A 21234-nucleotide genomic window follows, 5' to 3' on the forward strand; every position below is an offset into this window, starting at 1 on the left:
CTCGGCTGCCCCAGAAACTACCCGCATACCGAGTGCGCGCAACCTCAGTGCACAACCGTGTCCGCGCCCTGCTCCTGGGATGGCTGCTGCGCCGCGGTTTCGGTAGAACGCGGCAGCCAGATCCAGGCGACCAGCGCGGCGAGCACGATCAGCCCTGCCCCGGCCAGGTGCGCCACTCGCAGCCCGTCCATCCAGGACACCAGGACGGACTGCATCAGCGAGGGTGCCCGCTCGCTCAGCGAAGCGGCCACCTGGACCCCCCCGGCCAGCGACTCCCGCGCCATTTCCCGGACGGGCTGCGGAAGACCTTCCAACGAGCCGTCCAGGTTGCTCGCGTAGGTGCCACCGAGCACGCTGCCGAGCACCGCCACTCCCAACGACGCTCCCACCTCGCGGGTCACGTCATTGGTGGCCGAACCCATTCCGGCTCGCTCCCGCGGGACGTTCGCCATCAGCTGGTCGGTCGCCGGGGCCATCGCCACGGACATGCCCAGCGCTGTGAGGGACAGCGGCCACAGCAGCGCCCAGTAACTCGATTCCACGGTGAGCAGGCTCAGGCCTGCCATACCGCAGGCCGCGAGGACCAGGCCGCCGGCGATGGTGGTGCGTGGCCCGAACCTCGCGACGATCCGCGCGATCTGCGGCGCCACGATCACCATGACCACCGACATCGGCAGCATCGCCACCGACGAGTTCAGCGGCGAGTACCCGTAGACGAGGATCAGCGTCTGGCTCAGCGAGAAGAACACGCCGATCAGCGCGAAGAACACCAGGGTCAACGACACGGCCGACGCGGAGAACGCGCGGTTGCGGAAGAGAGCCACATCCAGCATCGGATCCTCGACCCGCCGCTCCCACCAGACGAAGACAGCGACCAGTGCGAGTCCGAGCGCGGTCATCGCCAGGGTGACCGGAGCGGTCCAGCCCACGTGCTGAGCTTCGATGAGGGCGTAGACCACCAGCGTGATGCCCGCTGTGGAGAGCACCGCTCCACCGAAGTCGATGCCGCCGTGCCCGCTCCGCTGCCCGCGGTTGGTCGGTACGTAGCGGATTCCCGCGAGAACTCCCAGCACCACCACCGGAATGTTGATGGCGAAGACCGAATGCCACGAGTAGAACTCCAGCAGGAACCCGGCCACGACCGGTCCGAGCGCGGTGCCGCCACCGGACACGGCTGCCCACACGCCCACGGCTCTGGTCCGCTCGTCGCTGGGGAAGACGCTGGTGAGGATCGACAACGTCACCGGCATGATCATCGCAGCGCCGAGGCCGAGCAAGCCGCGTGCCGCGATGAGTTGGGCGCTGGTGTCGACGAACAACCACACGTAGGCCGAGACCACGCCGAACAGCACCATCCCGGCCTGCAGCATCGCCTTGCGCCCGTAGCGGTCGGCCAGCGCCGAAGTGGTGAACAGCAGGCCCGCGAAGACCAGCGCGTACGCGTTGGAGAACCACTGCTGCGCGGCCATCGACGCGTTCAGGTCCCGTGCCAGGAACGGCAGCGCGACCCCGAGCGACGTGTTGGCGAGCATCGTCGCCGACAGCCCGAGGCACAGCACCAGCAATGTCGCCCAGCGCTGTCGGTATACCACCGGGGAAATGCCCTCTTCCAGAGCGTGCCGTTCCCTTGCGGTGCGCGCTCGTTCACCCTCGCGGAGCTCCGGATGGATGCCGGTCACCGTTCCTCCTCAGCATCGACTGCGAGCCAAGGTTATGTCATGACTGCCATTTGGCACTCATGACGTACGCCACCTTGCACCTCCGCCTGCCGCGGACCAGCCTGGCGTCATGACATCCGGTCCGGTGAACGCCGACACGCCCGCGCCGCCCGTGGACCGCCGCAGGCGCCGGACCGCCCGAACCCGGGAAAAGATCGAAGCGGCCGCTCTGGAGCTGTTCACCGAGCAGGGCTTCGCGACGACGACGGTCGAACAGATCGCCGAGGCGGCGGACATTGCGCCGCGAACGTTCTTCCGGCACTTTCCCAGCAAGGACTCGGTGCTCTTCGGAGATCGCACCAGGGAACTGGAACGCGTCCGGACCGTGGTTTCGGCGCGCCCCGCGGGCGAGCACGTGATGCGCTCCTTCGCCATCGCACTGCTCGATGCCGCCGAGCGGATGGAGCTCGACCGCGAGCAGCACCTGTTGCGGGCCAGGCTGCTCGCCGATCTCGAGATCGCCGACGACTACGAGTTCCACCTGCTGCGCCAGCGCTGGGTGGAGGACATGGCCTCGCTGATCTCCGAGCGGCTCGGGACGCGGAACCACTCGGACCCGCGTCCGGTCACCTGGGCGATGGTGCTGATGAGCTGCTTCGCCTCGGCCCTGCACACCTGGTTGTCCCGCACGGACGGGTTGGAGTTCCGCCAGGCGCTGCTCGACGTCCTCCGGGAAACCGCATCCGGGTTGGACGCGGCCGTCGACGGGGGCGAGCGGCGCGCGGGGTGAGCCGCTGTGGTGCTCCTCGGCGACGAGACGTTGCTCCAGGAATCTGTCACCGCACGGTGACGAGCTGCTCGGTTCGGGGAACCAGCTCGCCCACCACCGGTGCTCCCGGCACCTCCCCGGCGACCAACAACCCGCCCGAGGTCTGGGCATCGGCCAGCAGCAGAGCGTTCTCCTCCGACGTTGCCGTGAGGTCGGTGTCGGGTCGCACCCAGGCCAGGTTGCGACGGGTCCCTCCGCTGACGTAGCCGTCCCGCAACGCCTCCCGTGCTCCGTCCAGAACGGGCACCGCCGCGGAGTCGACCACAGCAGAGACACCGCTCGCCCGCGCGAGCTTGAGCAGGTGCCCCAGGAGTCCGAATCCGGTGACGTCCGTGGCACACCGCGCTCCGGCGACGAGGGCTTCGGCAGCAGCTGCGGCGTTGAGCGTGGTCATGGTCTCGATCGCGTGCTCGAACACCTCCCCGGTCGCCTTGTGCCTGGTGTTGAGCACCCCGATCCCGAGTGGTTTGGTCAACGACAGCGGCAAACCCGCCCGCCCCGCGTCGTTGCGCAACAGCGAATCCGGTGAGCTCAGCCCGGTGACAGCCATCCCGTACTTCGGTTCGGGGTCGTCGACGCTGTGCCCGCCCGCGACGTGGCAGCCCGCGGCGGTGCCGATGTCCGAACCCCCGCGCAGAACCTCGCGGGCCAGCTCCAGCGGGAGCACTTCGCGCGGCCAGCACAGCAGGTTGATCGCGACGACCGGTTTCCCGCCCATCGCGTAGACGTCCGAGAGCGCGTTGGCGGCGGCGATCCGCCCCCAGTCGTACGGATCGTCGACGACGGGTGTGAAGAAGTCGGCGGTGCTCACCACGGCGGAGTCGCCGCTGATTCGGACGGCCGCCGCATCATCACCGTGGTCGAGGCCCACGAGCAGCTCGGTCGGCGCCGAGCTCGGCGCCAGCCCGGAGACCATCGACTCCAGCTCGTCCGGTGGAATCTTGCACGCGCAGCCACCCCCGTGCGCGTACTGGGTGAGGCGGTGGGTACGAGTGACGGGTTCGTCGAGTTCGGTCACCCCGACGACGCTAGGTGACCGTGCGTTTGCGCGCACCTCCCGTATCGTGTGTCACGGAGGCGTCAGGGTGCCTGGTGGCCCTCGCGGTCTTCAAAACCGACGTGGCCGAGTACCTCGGTCAGGCGGGTTCGATTCCCGTCCGCCTCCGCTGAGGTGGCATTGTGCGAGCCTCGGTCGGCAACGCCGTGTCCTGCGATGTCGTTGCAGGTGCAGTGTTGCCGGCCGGGGCGCGGAACACCGGCAGATCCGATGGGGTCCAGTCACGGATCCGCGCCGCAGGTTCTGAACGAAGTATGCAGTGCGATCAGCGCGCGGTGTCGTCGCTGGGTCCGTCGAGGAGTTGTTCGGCCGCGTCGACGATGTGCTCTCGGAGCGCCTCGTCGGCGCGTGCGTGATCCCCGCTGCGCAGCTCGTGGAGCAGCTGTCGGTGCTCGTCGGCGATGGAATGCAGGCGGCGCTGCGGTTGTCCGAGGCTGTGGAATTGCATGCGTACCCGGGATTCGATGCCGGACCAGATGTGGGCGGCGTGGACCGAGTGGGCCTCGTTGATCAGTGTCCGGTGGAACTGCACGTCGGCCTCGGTGAGGGCTCGGACGTCTGCGCGGTCGGCCGCTGCGTACATGCCATCCACGATTTCGATGAGTTCCTTCCAGAACGTGGCGGTGGCTTGCGCGATCGCGTGATGGGCGGCGTGCTGTTCGAGTTGAAGTCGGATGGGGAGAAGGACCCCGCGAAGCTCGCGGGAGTCGATCTCCGTGACGAACGAGCCGCGGTTGGGGTAGTGGACGACCAGGCCTTCGCTCTCGAGCTGGCGGAGTGCTCCGGAGCGTCTGACCGAGCGGCTGCACCAGCACACGTTCTGGCTGGGTCGTGGGGGATCGCTCACGCACACGATCAGTGGGATCGATCTGGCGGTGTGGGACCTGTTCGGCCAGATCACGAGTCAGCCGGTGGGGCGGTTGCTCGGTGGGCGCCACCGTGACCGCGTGTTGCCGTACGCGTCGGTGCTCGCCGACGAGCCGATCGCACTGGCGGATACTCTGACCGACCTGCTCGGTCAGGGATTTCGAGCGTTCAAGATCGGCTGGGGCCCGATCGGCCGGGGCAGCGCTCGCCAGGACGAACAGGTGGTTGCTGCTGCTCGGACAGCGATCGGCGACGAGCGCCTGCTGGCTGTAGACGCGGGGGGAAGTGACGCGTTTTGGCGGGGTGATTACAAGTGGGCACTGCAAACGGCTTCGATGCTCGCGGACTACGGAGTGGCGTGGTTCGAGGAGCCATTGCGCCCAGACGCCGTTGAGGACTTCGCAGCTCTGCGTCGCCTCAGTCGGTGGACCGTCGCGGCGCTGGCCATCGCGCACCGATCCGCGCGAAAACAGGGACAGAACCATCAAGAGCGCCGCTCCGCCGGCAAAGGCGAACAGCGCACCACTGGCACCTCCTGCGTCGAGCGCGTAACCGACCGGCAGTGCGAATATCGAGCCTCCGCAACTCGCGCATGCAACGAAGTAGCTGGTCATGACCGGGGACTGGACCAGCACGGACCCGACAATGTCGTTGCGGTCCGCCACCGCATGTATCCGCGCCGGGGCATCCGAATCGCCGGCTGTGGAGCAGCAAGCACCACTCCCCGACGACCTCCGCTCGTCGGAGGACCACCGACGGGGGCCGGGGACCGGACCTCCGCGACTACCGAACGGGACCGAGGGGGGAAACTGGGACGCATGACGGCGAGGACGACGAGCAAGCGCAACGGTCGAGGCCGGCCGGGCTACGACCTGGACTCGTTGCTGCGCACAGCGGCGAAGATCTTCCACGAGCGCGGTTACGCCAGCACCAGCATGGAAGACCTCGCCAAACGGCTCGGCATCACCAAATCCGCGATCTACTACCACGTGCCGAGCAAGGAGGAACTGCTCCGGTTGATCGTGAACCGCGCCCTGGATGCGCTCGTCGCCGTCTCCCATGAGCGGGAGTCGCTGGAAGGCCCTGCGATAGACCGGCTGCACCACGTCGTGCGCCGCAGCGTTCACGTGCTCGTGGACGAACAACCGTTCGTGACCGTGTTGCTGCGGGTGCAGGGCAACAGCACGGTGGAGCGACAAGCCCTGGAACGTCGCAGGGAGATCGACCACATCCTCGGTGAGCTCGTGGCCTCGGCAGAGCGGGAAGGCAGCATCCGGCCCGATCTGGATCCCGCACTGACCAGTCGTCTGCTGTTCGGAATGGTGAACTCGTTGATCGAGTGGTATCAGCCGCGCAAGGGACTGTCCAAGGAGGAGCTTGCCGACGCGGTCGTGAAGGTCGCTTTCGACGGCCTCGCGTTGTCGCGGTCGTGATCTGCCGTCGGAGAAGGGGCCTGCGCGCATCGGGACGACCAGCCGAGCCGGCACCGTTCGCGGGATGACGGCGCGGAACGCACCACCCGTCGGCATGGCCACTCCGCGGCGCGGGTTTTCCCGGGACGACGACCGGGCAGCCCCGAGGTCGCGGACGAACCGGCTACCCGATGCCTTCGACCAACCCGGTCGAACGGCCGGCTCCCTCGTTCGCAGCACCCGACGACCACGACCATCGAGGCCGGCGCAATGAACACCCCTCCCGACCGCCCCGACGACCGGCACCAGCGTCCGGAAGGCGTGGACACCGATGTGGTCATCGCACTGGGCAAGTTGACCGAGGCGCTCGAAACGGTCGAGCGCGCTCGCGGCCACCTCTACGAGTTCCACCAGCTCACCGGCGCGGCCGACGCGAAACTCGCCGAAGCGCTGGCGATTCTCGACCAGCTCGGTCGACACTCGATCAGCGACCGACTCCGCGCGGTTCTGCTCGGCCGGAACGTTCTCGCTGGTCGGTGGACCTTCCAGGTCGTCGAGGAGTACGACGACGGATACTGGTCGGTGTTCCGCGATGAGGAGCGCCGCGCCCGGGAAGAGCTCCTTGCTGGGCGACGCCACGTCGCGGAAGCCGAGATGAAGGAGCGGGAGCGCACGCGGATCGAGGGGACGGCCGCTCCCTGGCACGCGGCTCGACCGGAATCGGGTACTTGATCGGTCGCCGAGCACCGATCGCGCACCCGTCGGCGATCAATCGGCCCGCCGGGATCCGGACGCTCGACGGGGGCAGCCTTCTGTTCAGTGGAATCGGCCGGTTGGTTCCGGACGGTGCACGCGGGAGTCTGGTTCTTGAAGCGCAACAAGGCAAGGAGTGGGAATGGTCTTCCTCGACGAGGCACGTTGGCACCGCCGGGCGTTCACCGGGGCATGGGAGCACGCCGCCGGTGAGAGTGCCGTGGTGGAGCCCGCAACGGGCTCGGAACTGGGCCGAGTGGGCCTGGCCGATGTCAACGACCTGCGGCATTCGGCGGCGACCGCTGCTCGTGCCCAGCAGGACTGGGCCGAGACGCCGTTCACGGAACGCGCGGCGATCCTTCGTCGAGCCGGGGACCTCTGGCGGGAACACGCCGATGAATTCCGCGGGTGGCTGATTCGCGAAGCGGGCAGCGTGCCGGGCAAGGCCGATTTCGAACTGCACGTGGCGGCGCAGGAGTGCTTCGAGGCTGCCGCACTGCCGTCCCAAGCGCAGGGCGAGGTGCTTCCGAGCGAGTCACGCCGGTTGAGCATGTCCCGCCGGGTGCCTGCCGGCGTGGTCGGCGTCATCGCCCCGTTCAACGCTCCGCTGATCCTGTCGATCCGGTCGGTGGCTCCCGCCCTGGCGCTCGGGAACTCGGTGGTTCTCAAGCCGGACCCGCGCACCGCCGTGTGCGGTGGGCTCGCCCTCGCCCGCGTTTTCGAGGAAGCCGGCGTGCCGCCGGGGGTGCTGCACGTCCTTCCCGGCGGGTCCGATGTCGGGTCGGCCATGGTCGAGAGCCCGGCGGTCAGGGTCGTCTCGTTCACCGGTTCCACCCGGGCTGGCCGTGCGGTCGGCGAACTCGCGGGCAAGCACCTCAAGCGCGCCCACCTGGAACTCGGCGGCAATTCCGCCTTGATCGTGCTCGACGATGCGGACCTGGACCAGGCGATGAGCACCGCCGCGTGGGGGTCGTTCTTCCACCAGGGACAGATCTGCATGACCACCGGGCGCCATCTCGTGCACGAGTCGCTCTACGACGAGTACGTCGAACGGCTGGCGGACAAGGCGAAGAACCTCCCGGTGGGCGATCCGGCGGTGGACGAGGTCGCACTCGGCCCGATCATCGACTCCGGTCAACGGGACAAGATCCACGGGCTCGTGGAGGCGAGCGTTCGAGCCGGAGCCCGGGTAGTCGCCGGTGGCGACTATGAAGACCTCTTCTACCGGCCGACGGTGCTCGCCGATGCCGGCCCGGGCGTACCCGCCTACGACGATGAGGTGTTCGGCCCGGTGGCCCCGGTTGCGCGGTTCTCCACGGTGGACGAGGCGGTGCGGCTCGCCTCGGACAGCGACTACGGTTTGTCCCTCGGTGTGCTGACCGCGGACGTCGGCCGAGGCATGGCGGTGGCGGAACGGGTGCCGACCGGTATCGCGCACATCAACGACCAGACGGTCAACGACGAGGCCCAAGCCCCGTTCGGTGGTGTTCGCGCCTCCGGGACCGGGGCGCGTTTCGGAGGTGCCGGCGCCAACATCGAGGCGTTCACCGAGACCCGTTGGATCACGGCGCGGCGGGACACCGCGAGCTACCCGATCTGACCCGGCTGGTCCCGAATCCGCGGATCGCCGCCGTGCCACCGAGAACCTGCTCCGGGCCGGCGGTATCGGGCCGTGTCGGCGGGTGGGTTCGGTCAACCTGCCGGGTCGGGCCTCGAGTAGGGGGTCAGACTCGCCCGTACACCGGAATGCGGGCACCGCTGATCGGCCAGGCCTCCGGGCCGCACAGGAACGCGATGACCTTGGCTATCGCGGACGGTGGAACGGCACGCTCGGCGAGGGACTCCGACATCCACGTCCGGTTCGCAGGGGTGTCGATCACCGAGGGCAGCACGCAATTCGCCCGGATGCCGCTGTCATTCACCTCGTCGGCGATCAGTTCGCTCACGCGCATGACCGCCGCCTTGGTCATCGCGTGGGCGATCGGTGCCCGGCCGCTCACCGCGGTTCTCGAACCGACCGTGACGATCGCACCACCACCGGCCGATTCGAATCTCGGTACGGCCTGCTGGCAGCACCACAGCAGCGAGGCGACGTTCGAGTCCCACAGCGCGCCCGTGATCCGCTCGTCGAGTTCGGGCAGTGAGCCCCCGATGAATGCCCCGGCCAACGCGACGAGCGCGGTGGGGGTTGCGAACTCGTCGATTCGGCGCCACGCGTCGACCACCGCTTCGCGGTCGGCGAGCTCGGCCCCCACCGCGTGGACGCCGGGTTCGCCGCCGATGGATTCCAGGGCCTCGCCGGGGTGACTCATCGCCACGACGTCGAGGCCGCGTTCCCGGAACTCGGTCACCACCGCCCGGCCCAGTCCCCCGGTCGCACCGGTCACCACCACTTCTCCACTCATAGAGTCATGGTGCCGGGCGGAGCCGAACGCCGCCTGCAGCCGACCGGCCGTGCCGGTGCGTCCCGCGGGTTTCCGAGACCGGCCCCGGTTCAGTGACTCGCCGGCCTACCGCCTCCGCGCCGCTTGGAGCGGAACAGGACCTCCTGGGTGAGGCTGGCACCGAGCGTGCCGTCCCGGCCGCGGATCGTTCCGCTGTAGAAGCCGCGGCCGCCGGAAACGCTGTGCGGGACCAGGTCCATCAACGCCCAGTCGTCCATGCGGGTCTGCCGGTGGAACCACACGGCGTGGTCCAGGCTCGGCCCTGACCCCGCCGAGCTGTCGTTCAGCGGCATCACGCCGCTGGAGATGTCCGAGAGATAAGTCAGCACGCACGCGTGCATGAGTGGTTCCTCCGGCATGCGCGCCGTGCAGCGCGCCCAGAACCGGGTCGGCCACTCCCCGTCCGGATAGGGCTGCGGAGGCAGCCTTCCTTCCATCGAGAACAATCGTGGCAGGTGCGCGCTCGGGAGTTCCGCCGGTTCCGGCACGTCCAGCGGCTCCGTCATCTCGCGGTCCACACCGGTTTCGCGCACGTGGAACGACGCCGACATGTTGAAGATGACCTCGCCACCTTGGACCGCCACCACTCGCCGCGCCGAGAACGAGCGTCCGTCCCGGTCACGGTCCACGTGGAAGATCGTCGGTCGGGCCGCGTCCCCGCCCCGCAGGTAGTAGCCGTGGAGAGAGTGCGGCAGCCGGTCCGCCCCCACCGTGAGGCCCGCCGCCCGGAGGGCCTGTCCTGCCACCTGTCCCCCGTACAGCGCGTACGGCTCGTCGAAGACGACGTTCGCCCGGTAGAGATCGCGGTCGATCTCCTCCAGCGTCAGCAGGTCGACCACATCGGTCTGCTGCACATCGGTGACGGAGTCCATCCGCTGTGACGACACGTTCATCCCGCTTTCTCGATGCCCGGTAGTGACACTTCGCGAGATCTCCCGCGAACCGGCCGAGAATACTCACCATGAGCCGCCAGCGGTGCGTGATCTGAGCCATGCCACTGTCCCGGACGTGTTTACGGCCGGGCGACGGTCTTGTTCAGACGGGTGAGATTCGGTCATCACTGAAACCTTTATTTGTGCAGATTGGTTTGCCCGGACGCTCCTCGGGGGTAGACGGTTCGGGACCTTCGAAGAACGACGTCGGGAGAGCCGGCGATGAGCCGCAAACGCAACGGGCTGGCGCTCGACCAGGTGCCCACCGCGTTCGACGCCGGTGCCCGCGCCTATGACCGGCTGGTGGGCTCGAATCCCGGCTACCACCGCGACCTCCGGAAGTCGGCACTTCGGCTCGGCATCCGCGACGGTGGCGCCGGACAACACCTGCTCGATGCGGGTTGCGGAACCGGAGCGTCCACCGCCGCATTGCTGGCCGTCGCCCCCAGGGCACGAATCACAGCGGTCGACGCCTCAGCCGAGATGCTGGCCCAGGCACGTGAGAAGGATTGGCCCCCAACGGTGCGGTTCCTCCACAAACCCATCGAGGACATCATCGAAACCGGTGGCCGCAGTGCCGGATTCGACGCGATCCTCGCCGCCTACCTGATCCGCAACCTCCCCGACCGCGATGCCCGACTCCGCTCTCTTCGCGACGCGCTCCGTCCCGGTGGAAGATTGGCCGTCCACGAGTACTCGGTGCGCGACTCGATGCGCGCGCGGCTGCTCTGGCACGTGGTCTGCCTCGGCGTCATCATTCCGGCGGGCAGACTGTGCACGGGTGACGCCACGCTGTACCGGCACCTGCATCGCAGCGTGCGCGAGTTCGACGGCGCCCGGGATTTCGAGGACCGCCTGCGCCACGCCGGGTTCGTCGACACCGCTCGAAGCACCACCGTCGGCTGGCAACGAGACATCGTGCACACGTTCCTCGCCCGATCTCCGGGGCCGGGTGCCCGCGACCAGCTCACTTCGGAGCAGATTTGAGGATCCGGGAATCCTCCGCCCGGATGGCCATCCCGGCGAGTACACCACCAGGGCGCTCCGGAACCGCGGATCGGTTCGCGCGAGCGCGCCACGGATTCCGCTGAGCGGTGCGGCCGACGTGGATCTCCTATAGTTCGGCACATGCAGGATTCCCGGCGCCACGTACCGGCCACTGATCGCGTACTCGCGGATCCGGAAATCTCGGCGGCGATCGACCGGATCGGCCGTGATCTGGTCAAGCGCACCGTGCGTACCGTGCAGGAACGAGCCCGTGCCGGCGAGATCGCCCCGGAGGACGTCGTCCCGACGACCCTCGCGGAACTACCCGATTCGGCGGCCGGAATCCGCCGGGTACGCAACGCCACCGGGGTGTTGCTGCACACCAACCTCGGCCGGGCGCCACTCTCCCTGGCTGCTGTGGAGGCTCTGCGGCAGGCCTCCGACACCACCGATGTGGAGTTGGATCTCGACAGCGGGCAACGTGGACGCCGCGGAGCTTCGACCATCGCCGCGCTTCTCGACACGGTCGGCGACGCCGAAGCCGCCCACGTGGTCAACAACGGCGCGGCCGCACTGGCACTGGCGGCGACCGCACTCGCCCAGGACCGGGAGATCGTGCTCGCCCGGGGAGAACTGGTCGAGATCGGCGCCGGGTTCCGGATCCCCGATCTGTTGGAATCAACCGGTGCCCGGATACGGGAGGTCGGTACGACCAACCGGGTTCATTTCGAGGACTACCGCGACGCCGTGGGCCCCGATACCGGATTCGTGCTGAAGGTGCATCCCGCCAACTTCGCGATCAGCGGATTCACCTCTTCGGTCCCGGTCACCGAATTGCGTTCGCTCGGTGTTCCGCTGGTGGTGGACATCGGTTCGGGCCTGCTCGCCCCCCACCGCGCGCTGCCCGCGGAACCGGACGCCCGTTCCACGCTGGCCGCTGGCGCCGACCTGGTCACCGCCAGCGGCGACAAGCTCCTCGGCGGCCCCCAGGCCGGGTTGCTACTCGGCAGCGACGAACTCGTGCGGCAGCTGCGCGGTCACCCGCTCGCCCGGGCCTTGCGGGTCGACAAGCTCACCCTCGCAGCGCTCGAAGCGACGGTGCGCGGTCCGGAACCACCGGTCGCGGCCGCCTTGCGACAGGACCGGGCGAGTCTGCTGCGCCGCGCCCAGGACATCGTCGACGCGCTCCGGCCGCACGTGGAGGCTGTCGCGCTGACCAGTACCGCCACCGTCGGAGGTGGTGGCGCACCCGGGGTCGACCTGCCCAGCGCGGCCGTCGCGGTCCCAGAACCGTTCGCCAAGAGGTTGCGCGTCGGGTCGCCTCCGGTACTGACGCACGTGGAGCGGGGACAGTGCCTGCTGGATCTGTTCGCGTTACCTCCCCGTGACGACGAAGTCCTCGTTCGTGCCCTCGTCGCGGCGGCGGACTGATGCACGTCATCGCCACCGCCGGACATGTGGACCACGGCAAGTCCACGCTGATCCGCGCGCTGACCGGGATGGAACCCGATCGCTGGGCGGAGGAGCATCGCCGAGGGATGACGATCGACCTCGGGTTCGCCTGGGGGGCACTGCCCGGCGGCGATACCGCGGCTTTCGTGGACGTACCCGGACACGAACGGTTCGTGCCCAACATGCTGGCCGGAATCGGGCCGGTTCCCGCAGCGATGTTCGTCGTCGCCGCCGACGAAGGCTGGATGGCCCAATCGGCCGAACACCTCGAAGCGCTCAACGCGCTGGGCGTCCAACACGGCCTCCTCGTGGTCACCCGCTGCGACATCGCAGATCCGCACGGCGCCACCGAGCAGGCATTGGAGCAGCTCGGCGCCACGTCGCTCGGCCGCGTTCCGGTGGTGCACGCCAGCGGTACGACCGGATGGGGAATCGCGGAACTGCGGCAAGAGCTGGACGACCTCACACGTCGGCTGCCTCCTCCGGACCACGACGAGGACGTGCGGTTGTGGATCGACCGGACGTTCAGCGTCCACGGTGCAGGGACGGTGGTGACCGGCACCCTCGCGGGCGGACGGCTGCGGGTCGGACAACAGGTGTCGCTGCATCCTGCCGGGCGGACGGCGACGATCCGCGGCCTGCACAGCCTCGGGACGCCGCAGCGAGATGTCGGTGCGGTGGCCCGCGTCGCGGTCAACCTGCGCGGTGTCTCGTTGCAGGACGTCGCCCGCGGGGGCGCCCTGCTCGCACCGCGGCGCTGGTTGACCACCGAGGTGGTGGACGTGCGGCTGCGCGGCAGCGTCGCCGCACAGCTCCCGCGTGAGCTCATGTTCCACGTGGGGTCAGAGTCGGTCGCCGCGCGTGTGCGTCCACTGGGGGCGCACACCGCACGGTTGACCCTGCGAAGGCCGCAGCCGCTGCGCATAGGTGACCGTGCCCTGCTCCGGGACACCGGTGGTCGTCGCATCCCCGCCGGTGTGGTGGTCCTCGACGTCAGACCGCCCGAGCTGACCCGTCGGGGAGCGGCGCGGCGGCGGGCGACCTCGCTGCTCGACTACGGGGATCAACCCGACGGTGTGGCGGAACTGCGTCGGCGACGCCTCGTGCGCATCGAGGAGCTGCGGGCGATGGGAGCCCATCCTCCGCCGGACGCAATCGCCGGAACGGACTGGTTGCTCGACTCGTCCTATCGCGACGAACTCGCGGCGCGTCTCCCCGACGTACTCGCTCAGCACCACCGGGAGCAACCGCTGTCGGCCGGGATGCCCGTCGAATCCGTTCGGCATGCGCTCGACCTGCCGGAGACCGCGTTGCTCGCACCCGTGCTACGAGCTCCGGGAGCGGCGGATCTGACGTTGCACGAGGGACGGCTGAGCGCCACTTCGACGACACTTCCCGAATCCGTGCGGCATGCGGTGACCACGCTCCGCAAGGCGCTGCGCACCGCCCCGTTCCAGGCTCCGACTTCCGAAGAACTCGCTGCCCTGGGGATGGGCGAGCAGGAACTCGCCGCCGCCGAGCGTGCGGGTGAGCTCTCGCGACTGGGCCCCGGCCTGGTGTTGTTGCCCGCGTTCGAGACGGCGGCGGTCGAGCGACTTCGGCACCTGCCCGACCGGTTCACGCCCGCGCAGGCTCGGCAAGCGCTCGGGACGAGCCGTCGAGTCGTGGTTCCGCTGCTCGAACACCTGGCTCGACACGGATACACCGAGCGTCTTCCGGAGGGAGCGCACCGGGTGGTTTGAATCCACGTCCACCGGCATCACCGCCCGCCGCTCACCCGGCCGTGAGCACGATCCACACGTTTCCGGGAGCCATCGGCATGGGCTCTCCTTCCGGCGTGGTGTAGGTGGTCGTGGCCTCCACCGATGGGCGCGACCAGCGAGCTTGGAAGGACTGTCCGTCACGGAGCACCGTCGCCTCGCCGCTGCCGACGGTGTCCGCGAACGGCGAGACACTGCCCTCGCTGTCCTCGAAGGAGGATTCGCGCACCGGAACCGTCTGCACGATCACGTTGGCCGCTGCGGCTCGCCCACTGTCGGCGGTCTCGAACGGTTGGCCGTCCATGGACACCAGCCATCGGCGCTGCCCGTCGGACCAGTCGAACCCGACCGACGAAGCGGTGTACCGCACCTCGCGGTGCTGGGTGGGCTGCCCGCCACCTGGAGCGTCCCCGAACCGGAACGCCTCCTCGGCCGACCACACCTCGCCGCGTGGCAGTTGGTCCGGGCGGACGTACAAGTTGTGCGGAATGCTGCGGGAATCATCCCGGTAATAGGCGTCCGGCACACGTGCGGGTGAAGCGTCCAGGACCTGGGCGTCCTCGATCAGCGGCAACAGCTCCGGCGCGGCACCGGAGAACGCCAGGGCGGGCCTCCCGAGTTCGGGGAGCAGCCTGAGGTCGGTTTCCCGCGCGCTGCGTACAGGTCCGACCACCTCGGGCTTCTCACTGGCGAACACGGCTGCCATCCGGTTCAAACCACCTTCGACCGGTTCGACGTAGACCAGGTCCGCCGCGCCGATCCCCGTCGGCGGGCGCGCCGCGGGCGCGTTGTCGACCTTCACCACGGTCACCGGGCCTGCTCCGTTCACGGCTCCGTTGGTGCGCTGAAGCACGATGGTGGCGGCCACCACCAGCACCGCGACCACCACCAGAGCGCCCACCAACCAGGCCCACCTGCGCTTGAACGCCATAACTCCTCCCGCGGTCGAGTCCAGGATGCACCCGGCGGCTGCGCTGTGCGCGCGACCGCGCGCACCTACCATGAGCTGCGAGCGCCTCCTGCAGAGTTGTTCCGACGAGGACGGTTTCGTGCGGGTGGCCGCGGACTCGGACGAGCTGCTCCGATGTCGCCGCACGGTCGTGACCGAGCGGAATCGGACGTTGCGACCGCGCCGAAGTCCTCGACCCCCCGCGATGCGAGCCATACTGCTAAGAGGCCTCAACACCGCACCGTGGGGCGATGTCACGGGCGAAGGAGGTGGCCGCATGGCACGCAAGATATGGACCGGCTCGATCAACTTCGGACTCGTGACCATCCCCGTGGGGCTCTACAGCGCCACCGAGGACCACACCATCTCGTTTCACCAGTACGAGCGCGGTACGAACGATCGCGTCCGGTACAAGCGGGTCAACGAACGCACCGGCGAGGAAGTCGACTACAACGACATCGTCAAAGGACGCGAGGTCGGTGGCGCGCTGGTCACTGTCGATCAGAAGGAACTCGACGAGATCGCCCCGGGCCGCTCCCGCACGATCGACATCACCACGTTCGTCGACCTCGACGAGATCGACCCGGTGTACTTCCAGAAGACCTACTGGCTGGCGCCGAACAACAAGGAGCACTACCGCCCGTACAACCTGTTGCGGCGGGCCATGAGCGAGACCAACCAGGCCGGGATCGCCACGTTCGTCCTGCGGGGCAAGGCCTACCTCACGGCGGTCCGGGCCGATGAGACCGCGCTCGCCCTCAACACGCTCTTCTTCGCCGACGAGATCCGCGATCCGGGCGAACTCGTCGAAGACGCTCCCGCGACGGGTGAACCGACCGAGAAGGAAATCCAGATGGCCACGACGGTCATCGAGTCGATGAGCGGCGAGTGGGAGCCCGAGGAATACGAGGACACCTACACGACCCGGGTCGAACAGCTCATCGAAGAGAAGAGCCAGGGGCGTACGCCCGAGGTCGCGGAGGAACCTCCTCAACCGACCGACGTCATCGACCTCACCGACGCGTTGCGTCGCAGCGTCGACCACGCGCGCAAGGGCCGTTCGGACCGGCGGGAAAAGCAGCGCGAGGCCGAACCCGTCCAGGACGTGCACAACCTGAGCAAGAGCGAACTCGAGAAGAAGGCCAAGGAACTGGGAATCCGCGGCCGCTCGAAGATGAATCGCGCGGAGCTGGAAGAGGCCGTGGCCGGCTCGACGGCCGAAGGCGGACGCGGTCGGGGTTCACGCCGGGCCTCCTGAATCGGAGAGGACGTGGTCGAGGATGCCGAGCAGCCGCACGACCGTGGACGTATCGGGTCAGCGCCTTCGACTGTCCAACCTCGACAAGGTTCTGTATCCCGAGGCGGGGTTCACCAAGGGGGACGTGATCGACTACTACCGGCAGGTGGCTCCGGCCCTGCTACCCCGCCTGCGGGATCGCGCGGCCACGTTGATCCGATTTCCCGACGGTGTCGGCCGCGACTCGTTCTTCGAGAAGGACGTCTCCCGGCACGCCCCCGACTGGCTGCGTACCGTGGCGCTGCGCAGCGGCGCCGATGGATCCGGATCTTCCACCAACCACCACGTGGTGATCGCCGACCTTCCCACCCTCGTCTGGACCGCGAACCTGGCCGCGCTCGAATTGCACGTACCGCAGTGGACCGTCGGACCACGAGGGGCTCGACACACGCCAGATCTGCTCGTCTTCGACCTCGATCCGGGTGAACCGGCCACCATCGTGGAGTGCTGCCGCACGGCGGAATGGCTGTACCGGTTGTTGCGCACCGACGGTTTGCGCCCTTACGCCAAGACGAGCGGGTCGAAGGGGCTGCAGCTGTACTGCCCGGTGCGCACCAGCAGCTCGGAACGTACGTCCGCCTACGCCAAGGACCTCGCCCAGCACCTGTCCGACGAACACCCGGATCAGGTCCTGGCGAAGATGGCAAGGGCCGCCAGGAAGGGCAAGGTCTTCATCGACTGGAGCCAGAACAACCCGGCCAAGACGACAGTGGCCGCCTACTCGTTGCGCGCTCGGTCCCACCCGACCGTGTCGACCCCGATCACGTGGGACGAGGTCCGGTCCTGCGAGCGTCCCGAGGACCTGCGCTTCACCAGCACGGAGGTGCTGCGGCGATTGGCGAAGGGCGATTTGCTCGACGATCTGCACGAGGATCCGTTCCCGTTGTGACGCGTCTCTCCCCGGAACCTCGGGTTTGAACAGTCGATCCACGCGGGAAAACCCTGCTGTAGATGCTCGCCGACAAGGGAGGTAACGATGACCGGCTTCTTCGGTCCGGGCGGGTTCGGTTCAAGTCCTTTCGATGACTTCCTCGCCCGGTTCCTTGGCTCGGGCGGCCCCGGCCAGGGAGCCGTGCAACGCGTCGACATCACCCGACTGATGACCCAGCAGGCGCAGGAACTGATGGGAGCGGCGGCTCGCCTCGCGGTCGAACACCAGACCCGCGACCTGGACACACCGCACCTCCTGTGGTCGGCTTGCCGGACCGAGACGACGCACGCGATGCTCGAGCGCGCCGGTGCGAGCCCGGATGCGCTGGCGGAGAGCATCGAGCAGGCACTGCCGCGAGCGGAGGGCAGCGAGCAACCGTCCCTGGCGCTCACACCCGCGGCCAAGCGCGCTCTGCTGGACGCCCACCAGATCGCGCGGGCCGTCGGCTCCTCCTACATCGGGCCGGATCACCTGCTGCTCGCCCTCGCGGCCAACCCGGATTCCAACGCCGGTCGATTGCTGGCGAAGTCGAACGTCACACTGCAGGCGTTGCAGTCCAACAGCACCCCTGGCCGGGGCGGCGGCGCTGAGACGCGGGAACCCCAGCAGGAATCGAGCACGCCCACTCTCGAGCAGTTCGGCCAAGACCTCACCGCGCGCGCACGTGCGGGCGAGCTCGACCCGGTGATCGGGCGGGACGACGAGATCGAGCAGACCGTGGAGGTGCTGTCGCGGCGGACGAAGAACAACCCGGTTCTCATCGGCGAGGCCGGTGTGGGCAAGACGTCGGTGATCGAAGGCATCGCACAGCGCATCATCGACGACCAAGTGCCGGACGTGCTCGCCGACAAGCGCATCGTTCAGCTCGATCTGTCCGGTATCGTCGCCGGGACCCGCTATCGCGGTGACTTCGAGGAACGCATGAACAAGCTCCTCGACGAGATCAGCAAGCACAGCCACGAGCTGATCATCTTCATCGACGAGCTGCACACCGTCGTCGGAGCGGGGGGTTCGGAAGGAGCCGTCGACGCGGGCAACATGCTCAAGCCGAAGCTCGCCCGGGGCGAACTGCACGCGGTCGGTGCGACGACGCTCGACGAATACCGAAAGAACATCGAGAAGGACGCCGCCCTGGAGCGCCGATTCCAGCCGATCACGGTCTCCGAACCCAGCGTGGCGGACACCGAACGCATCATCTGCGGATTGCGCGACCGCTACGAGGCCCACCACCAGGTGCGGTTCCACGACTCGGCGATCATGGCTGCGGCCGAGCTCGCGGACCGCTACATCTCCGACCGCTTCCTGCCCGACAAGGCGATCGATCTCATCGACCAGGCGGGCGCCCGCAAGCGACTCCGCACGAGTACGCCCAACGCGGATCTGCGCGACCTCGACAAGCAGGCCGAGCAGTTGGTGCGGGACAAGGATCAAGCGGTGGCCGACGAGGAGTACGAGCGCGCATCGGCACTGCGGGACCAGCTCATCGAGGTGCAGGAACAGATCCGCCAGCACCGACATGGCGAGCAGACGGGCATCCCGGAGGTGACCGCCGAGGACATCGCCGAGGTCGTCTCCCGCGCGACCGGCATCCCGACCGAGCAGCTGACCGAGCAGGAGAAGAGCCGACTGCTGCACCTCGAAGAGCAGCTGCACAATCGGGTGGTCGGCCAGGATGAAGCGGTGCACGCCATTTCCAGGGCGGTCCGCCGGTCGCGCACCGGCATGGGCGACCCCAACCGGCCCGTCGGCACCTTCCTCTTCCTGGGACCCACGGGGGTCGGGAAGACCGAGCTCGCCCGGGCACTGGCCGAGTCCCTGTTCGGCGACCAGGCTCGCATGACCCGGCTCGACATGAGCGAGTTCCAGGAGAGCCACACCGCCAGCCGCATGGTCGGCGCGCCGCCGGGATACGTCGGATACGGCGAGGCGGGTCAGCTGACGGAGGCGATTCGCCGCAGGCCGTATTCGGTGGTGTTGCTCGACGAGATCGAGAAGGCGCACCAGGACGTGTTCAACGTGCTGCTCCAGGTGTTGGAGGACGGCAGGTTGACCGACGGCCAGGGGCGCACGATCGATTTCAAGCACACCGTGCTGATCATGACCAGCAACCTCGGTTCGGACATCATCTCGCAGCGCTCGGGTGTGCTCGGGTTCAACAGCCGGGAACAGGAACAAACCGACGAACCGTCCCGGCAACGGTTGATGGCTCGCCTTCGGGAATCGTTCCGCCCGGAATTCCTGAACCGCATCGACGAGATCGTCGTGTTCCGGAAGCTGGAGCAGGACCAGCTGCACCGAATCACCGAACTGCTCCTCGACGACACCCGCCAACGGTTGCGTTCGCAGGACATCGACGTCGAGTTCACCCCCACCGCCGTCGACTGGATCACCGTTCACGGCCACCAGCCCGAGTTCGGTGCGCGTCCGCTGCGTCGGACCATCCAGCGGGAGGTCGACGACTCCATCTCGGACCTGTTGCTGGAGGGCAAGCTCGATCACGGACAGCGGGTCGAGGTCGACAGCTCCGGGGACGAGCTGACGTTCTCCGTGCGGTGACCCGATCGGTGACCGCCCCGGCAATGCGGGCGGTCGTCGCGGGGTACCGCGCACACGAGCGAACACCGGGTCTCGCGCTGAGCGCATCTGCCGACAGGCGGGACTGACCAGGCACCACGCGGTCGCGGACGACCGTCTTCCGGAGAGAGGGCGTCCGCGACCGCGCAGTCGTGTCGAGCACCGGATTCGGCGGCTGCGGGCATCTGCGGGCATCTGCGCCCCGTGCGCCACCCACTCAGCTCATGACGAAATCACTTCTTATCAGCACGAAGAATGCTATCTGATCACCAAAAACAATCTCGCCGCAGCCAATCATGTGAGTGACACAAACACTGCGGACCCCGATTGTCCCCCCTAGGCTCTGCTTCACACGGGGTTTACGGCCAGCGCGTGGAGCAGACCATCCGAGTGCTCGGATGCCACGGGTCCGAACCCCGGAATCGTCACTGGGGCTGTGGAACGTACGGGCGAACGAAGGGTCGCGTTCGCAACGCACGTCCGCGCCCGCACGACCGGCGCGGCCACCACCAACCGCTCGCGGCTGCGGGAACCGCATACCGAACGGCTGCGGAGGGGGCACATCGGTGAGCCGACTCGAAACGATCGCGAACGCCTTCCTCCGGTTCCTCTACGACGACAATCGTTTCCGCCCGGAAGTGGCCACCTTTCTCAGCAGCCCGCACGCCCGCTCACTTTCACCACCCATCACCGGGGCCGAGTTCGACCAGGTCCTGCGGGGTCTGCGGAATCGCGAGCTCATCTCCACGCCGCGGAGCGACGACACCGATGTGCCGAGCAGGGCAGGACTCACCGGATTCGGCCTGATCTGCGTCGACCACTACGGCGGCGATGTCGCCGCGTGGGCCCGCAGCCAGAGTTCCCCGGTGACCGTGCTCGAACAGGACTCGACAGCGGAACGCGGACCGAACACCACTCCGGACGCGCGCGACCAACCGGTTCCCGTCATGGTGCCGCCCAAAAAACCTGTAGAAGCCGGTGACACCCCCGCGACGCTCACCGGGCTCGTCCGGGTGGCACGCGTGGCCCTGCTGACCTTGCCCACCGTGCACGCTCGATACGGCGAGACCGAGGTCATCGAGCAGACCGCCCGGAATCTCCTGGAGGCCGCGCAGCAACCGGAACCGGAACGCAGGCGGGTGCGGCTGCTGGCCAACGAGCTGCGAAGCGCGCTGATGAGTGGCTCGGTCGCCAACACCTTGGGCGTGGTGCTCATGGACAGTCTGGACGAGGCCATCGAGGAGGGCGGCCTGCGTTGACGTCGTGGATATCCGCTCGCTCGGCCGGGTCGAAAGGCGGCTTCCGGAGCCACCGCCGTTTTGCGTGTATTGC

The 21234-nt window shown here is 68.2% G+C and carries 17 protein-coding genes, 1 tRNA gene and 1 pseudogene; 13 read left to right on the forward strand and 6 right to left on the reverse strand.

The features are described 5' to 3' along the window. Window positions 1-44 precede the first annotated feature (44 nt). On the reverse strand, window positions 45-1679 hold the full coding sequence (locus tag ACYVAN_RS14550) for an MFS transporter (protein WP_460959781.1): 1635 nt from the start codon (window positions 1677-1679) through the stop codon (window positions 45-47). A 109-nt stretch (window positions 1680-1788) separates the two neighbouring features. On the opposite strand from ACYVAN_RS14550, the gene ACYVAN_RS14555 reads away from it, so the two are divergent. Beyond that, on the forward strand, window positions 1789-2448 hold the full coding sequence (locus tag ACYVAN_RS14555; protein WP_460959783.1) for a TetR/AcrR family transcriptional regulator: 660 nt from the start codon (window positions 1789-1791) through the stop codon (window positions 2446-2448). A gap of 46 nt (window positions 2449-2494) precedes the next feature. Here ACYVAN_RS14555 and selD read toward each other — a convergent pair whose 3' ends face one another. Beyond that, window positions 2495-3505 carry a selenide, water dikinase SelD gene (gene selD / locus ACYVAN_RS14560; RefSeq protein WP_460959785.1) on the reverse strand — a complete coding sequence of 337 codons (1011 nt, stop codon included), beginning with the start codon at window positions 3503-3505 and terminating at the stop codon, window positions 2495-2497. Window positions 3506-3560: 55 nt separating this feature from the next. On the opposite strand from selD, the gene ACYVAN_RS14565 reads away from it, so the two are divergent. Continuing rightward, window positions 3561-3654, forward strand: a tRNA-Sec gene (locus tag ACYVAN_RS14565). Between the two features lie 155 nt (window positions 3655-3809). Here ACYVAN_RS14565 and ACYVAN_RS14570 read toward each other — a convergent pair. Then, window positions 3810-4391: a GntR family transcriptional regulator gene (locus ACYVAN_RS14570; protein WP_460959787.1), complete on the reverse strand. Its 582-nt coding sequence runs from the start codon at window positions 4389-4391 to the stop codon at window positions 3810-3812. 118 nt (window positions 4392-4509) lie between these two features. On the opposite strand from ACYVAN_RS14570, the pseudogene ACYVAN_RS14575 reads away from it, so the two are divergent. The 4 genes and pseudogenes from ACYVAN_RS14575 to ACYVAN_RS14590 all read left to right on the forward strand — a co-directional run. Beyond that, window positions 4510-4839 (forward strand): annotated as a pseudogene (locus tag ACYVAN_RS14575) (enolase C-terminal domain-like protein); the annotation flags it as partial. 390 nt (window positions 4840-5229) lie between these two features. Continuing rightward, window positions 5230-5844 carry a TetR/AcrR family transcriptional regulator gene (locus ACYVAN_RS14580; RefSeq protein WP_460959977.1) on the forward strand — a complete coding sequence of 205 codons (615 nt, stop codon included), beginning with the start codon at window positions 5230-5232 and terminating at the stop codon, window positions 5842-5844. Between the two features lie 249 nt (window positions 5845-6093). Continuing rightward, window positions 6094-6555, forward strand: a complete 462-nt coding sequence (locus ACYVAN_RS14585; RefSeq protein WP_460959789.1) for a hypothetical protein — start codon at window positions 6094-6096, stop codon at window positions 6553-6555. A gap of 163 nt (window positions 6556-6718) precedes the next feature. Then, window positions 6719-8176 (forward strand): benzaldehyde dehydrogenase, encoded by a 1458-nt coding sequence (locus ACYVAN_RS14590; RefSeq protein WP_460959791.1) that lies wholly within the window; start codon window positions 6719-6721, stop codon window positions 8174-8176. Between the two features lie 124 nt (window positions 8177-8300). On the opposite strand, the gene ACYVAN_RS14595 is transcribed toward ACYVAN_RS14590, so the two are convergent. Both ACYVAN_RS14595 and ACYVAN_RS14600 read right to left on the reverse strand, forming a co-directional pair. After that, a complete protein-coding gene (locus ACYVAN_RS14595; protein ID WP_460959793.1) occupies window positions 8301-8981 on the reverse strand; it encodes an SDR family NAD(P)-dependent oxidoreductase in 681 nt (226 codons plus the stop codon). 89 nt (window positions 8982-9070) lie between these two features. Beyond that, window positions 9071-9913: an acyl-CoA thioesterase gene (locus ACYVAN_RS14600; protein WP_460959795.1), complete on the reverse strand. Its 843-nt coding sequence runs from the start codon at window positions 9911-9913 to the stop codon at window positions 9071-9073. 261 nt (window positions 9914-10174) lie between these two features. On the opposite strand from ACYVAN_RS14600, the gene ACYVAN_RS14605 reads away from it, so the two are divergent. The 3 genes from ACYVAN_RS14605 (at window position 10175) to selB (ending at window position 14133) form a co-directional block, all read left to right on the forward strand. Continuing rightward, window positions 10175-10939 carry a class I SAM-dependent methyltransferase gene (locus tag ACYVAN_RS14605; RefSeq protein WP_460959797.1) on the forward strand — a complete coding sequence of 255 codons (765 nt, stop codon included), beginning with the start codon at window positions 10175-10177 and terminating at the stop codon, window positions 10937-10939. A 141-nt stretch (window positions 10940-11080) separates the two neighbouring features. Continuing rightward, a complete protein-coding gene (selA, locus tag ACYVAN_RS14610; RefSeq protein ID WP_460959799.1) occupies window positions 11081-12370 on the forward strand; it encodes an L-seryl-tRNA(Sec) selenium transferase in 1290 nt (429 codons plus the stop codon). Beyond that, entirely contained in the window at window positions 12370-14133 is a 1764-nt protein-coding gene (gene selB, locus ACYVAN_RS14615) for a selenocysteine-specific translation elongation factor (protein ID WP_460959801.1), read from the forward strand. The genes selA and selB overlap by 1 nt, the downstream gene beginning before the upstream one ends. 31 nt (window positions 14134-14164) lie before the next feature. On the opposite strand, the gene ACYVAN_RS14620 is transcribed toward selB, so the two are convergent. Then, on the reverse strand, window positions 14165-15082 hold the full coding sequence (locus ACYVAN_RS14620; protein WP_460959803.1) for a DUF3048 domain-containing protein: 918 nt from the start codon (window positions 15080-15082) through the stop codon (window positions 14165-14167). Between the two features lie 295 nt (window positions 15083-15377). On the opposite strand from ACYVAN_RS14620, the gene ku reads away from it, so the two are divergent. From ku to ACYVAN_RS14640, 4 genes are all read left to right on the forward strand, one after another. Further along, a complete protein-coding gene (gene ku, locus ACYVAN_RS14625; protein ID WP_460959805.1) occupies window positions 15378-16358 on the forward strand; it encodes a non-homologous end joining protein Ku in 981 nt (326 codons plus the stop codon). A 22-nt stretch (window positions 16359-16380) separates the two neighbouring features. Next, the gene (gene ligD, locus ACYVAN_RS14630; RefSeq protein ID WP_460959807.1) at window positions 16381-17286 is read left to right on the forward strand and encodes a non-homologous end-joining DNA ligase; all 906 of its coding nucleotides are present in this window, start codon (window positions 16381-16383) and stop codon (window positions 17284-17286) included. Window positions 17287-17373: 87 nt separating this feature from the next. Further along, window positions 17374-19884 carry an ATP-dependent Clp protease ATP-binding subunit gene (locus tag ACYVAN_RS14635; RefSeq protein WP_460959809.1) on the forward strand — a complete coding sequence of 837 codons (2511 nt, stop codon included), beginning with the start codon at window positions 17374-17376 and terminating at the stop codon, window positions 19882-19884. A 584-nt stretch (window positions 19885-20468) separates the two neighbouring features. Next, window positions 20469-21161: a hypothetical protein gene (locus ACYVAN_RS14640; protein WP_460959811.1), complete on the forward strand. Its 693-nt coding sequence runs from the start codon at window positions 20469-20471 to the stop codon at window positions 21159-21161. The last annotated feature ends 73 nt before the right edge of the window (window positions 21162-21234 follow it).

The organism is Parasphingorhabdus pacifica (assembly GCF_054779195.1).

Excerpts from the sequence above, each read along its gene's own strand:
- ACYVAN_RS14595 (WP_460959793.1), bottom strand. The coding sequence starts at position 8,981 with ATGAGTGGAGAAGTGGTGGTGACCGGTGCGACCGGGGGACTGGGCCGG.
- ACYVAN_RS14605 (WP_460959797.1), top strand. The coding sequence starts at position 10,175 with ATGAGCCGCAAACGCAACGGGCTGGCGCTCGACCAGGTGCCCACCGCG.
- selB (WP_460959801.1), top strand. The coding sequence starts at position 12,370 with ATGCACGTCATCGCCACCGCCGGACATGTGGACCACGGCAAGTCCACG.
- ACYVAN_RS14590 (WP_460959791.1), top strand. The coding sequence starts at position 6,719 with ATGGTCTTCCTCGACGAGGCACGTTGGCACCGCCGGGCGTTCACCGGG.
- ACYVAN_RS14580 (WP_460959977.1), top strand. The coding sequence starts at position 5,230 with ATGACGGCGAGGACGACGAGCAAGCGCAACGGTCGAGGCCGGCCGGGC.
- selA (WP_460959799.1), top strand. The coding sequence starts at position 11,081 with ATGCAGGATTCCCGGCGCCACGTACCGGCCACTGATCGCGTACTCGCG.
- ligD (WP_460959807.1), top strand. The coding sequence starts at position 16,381 with ATGCCGAGCAGCCGCACGACCGTGGACGTATCGGGTCAGCGCCTTCGA.
- ACYVAN_RS14555 (WP_460959783.1), top strand. The coding sequence starts at position 1,789 with ATGACATCCGGTCCGGTGAACGCCGACACGCCCGCGCCGCCCGTGGAC.
- ACYVAN_RS14600 (WP_460959795.1), bottom strand. The coding sequence starts at position 9,913 with ATGAACGTGTCGTCACAGCGGATGGACTCCGTCACCGATGTGCAGCAG.
- ACYVAN_RS14620 (WP_460959803.1), bottom strand. The coding sequence starts at position 15,082 with ATGGCGTTCAAGCGCAGGTGGGCCTGGTTGGTGGGCGCTCTGGTGGTG.
- ku (WP_460959805.1), top strand. The coding sequence starts at position 15,378 with ATGGCACGCAAGATATGGACCGGCTCGATCAACTTCGGACTCGTGACC.
- ACYVAN_RS14635 (WP_460959809.1), top strand. The coding sequence starts at position 17,374 with ATGACCGGCTTCTTCGGTCCGGGCGGGTTCGGTTCAAGTCCTTTCGAT.
- ACYVAN_RS14585 (WP_460959789.1), top strand. The coding sequence starts at position 6,094 with ATGAACACCCCTCCCGACCGCCCCGACGACCGGCACCAGCGTCCGGAA.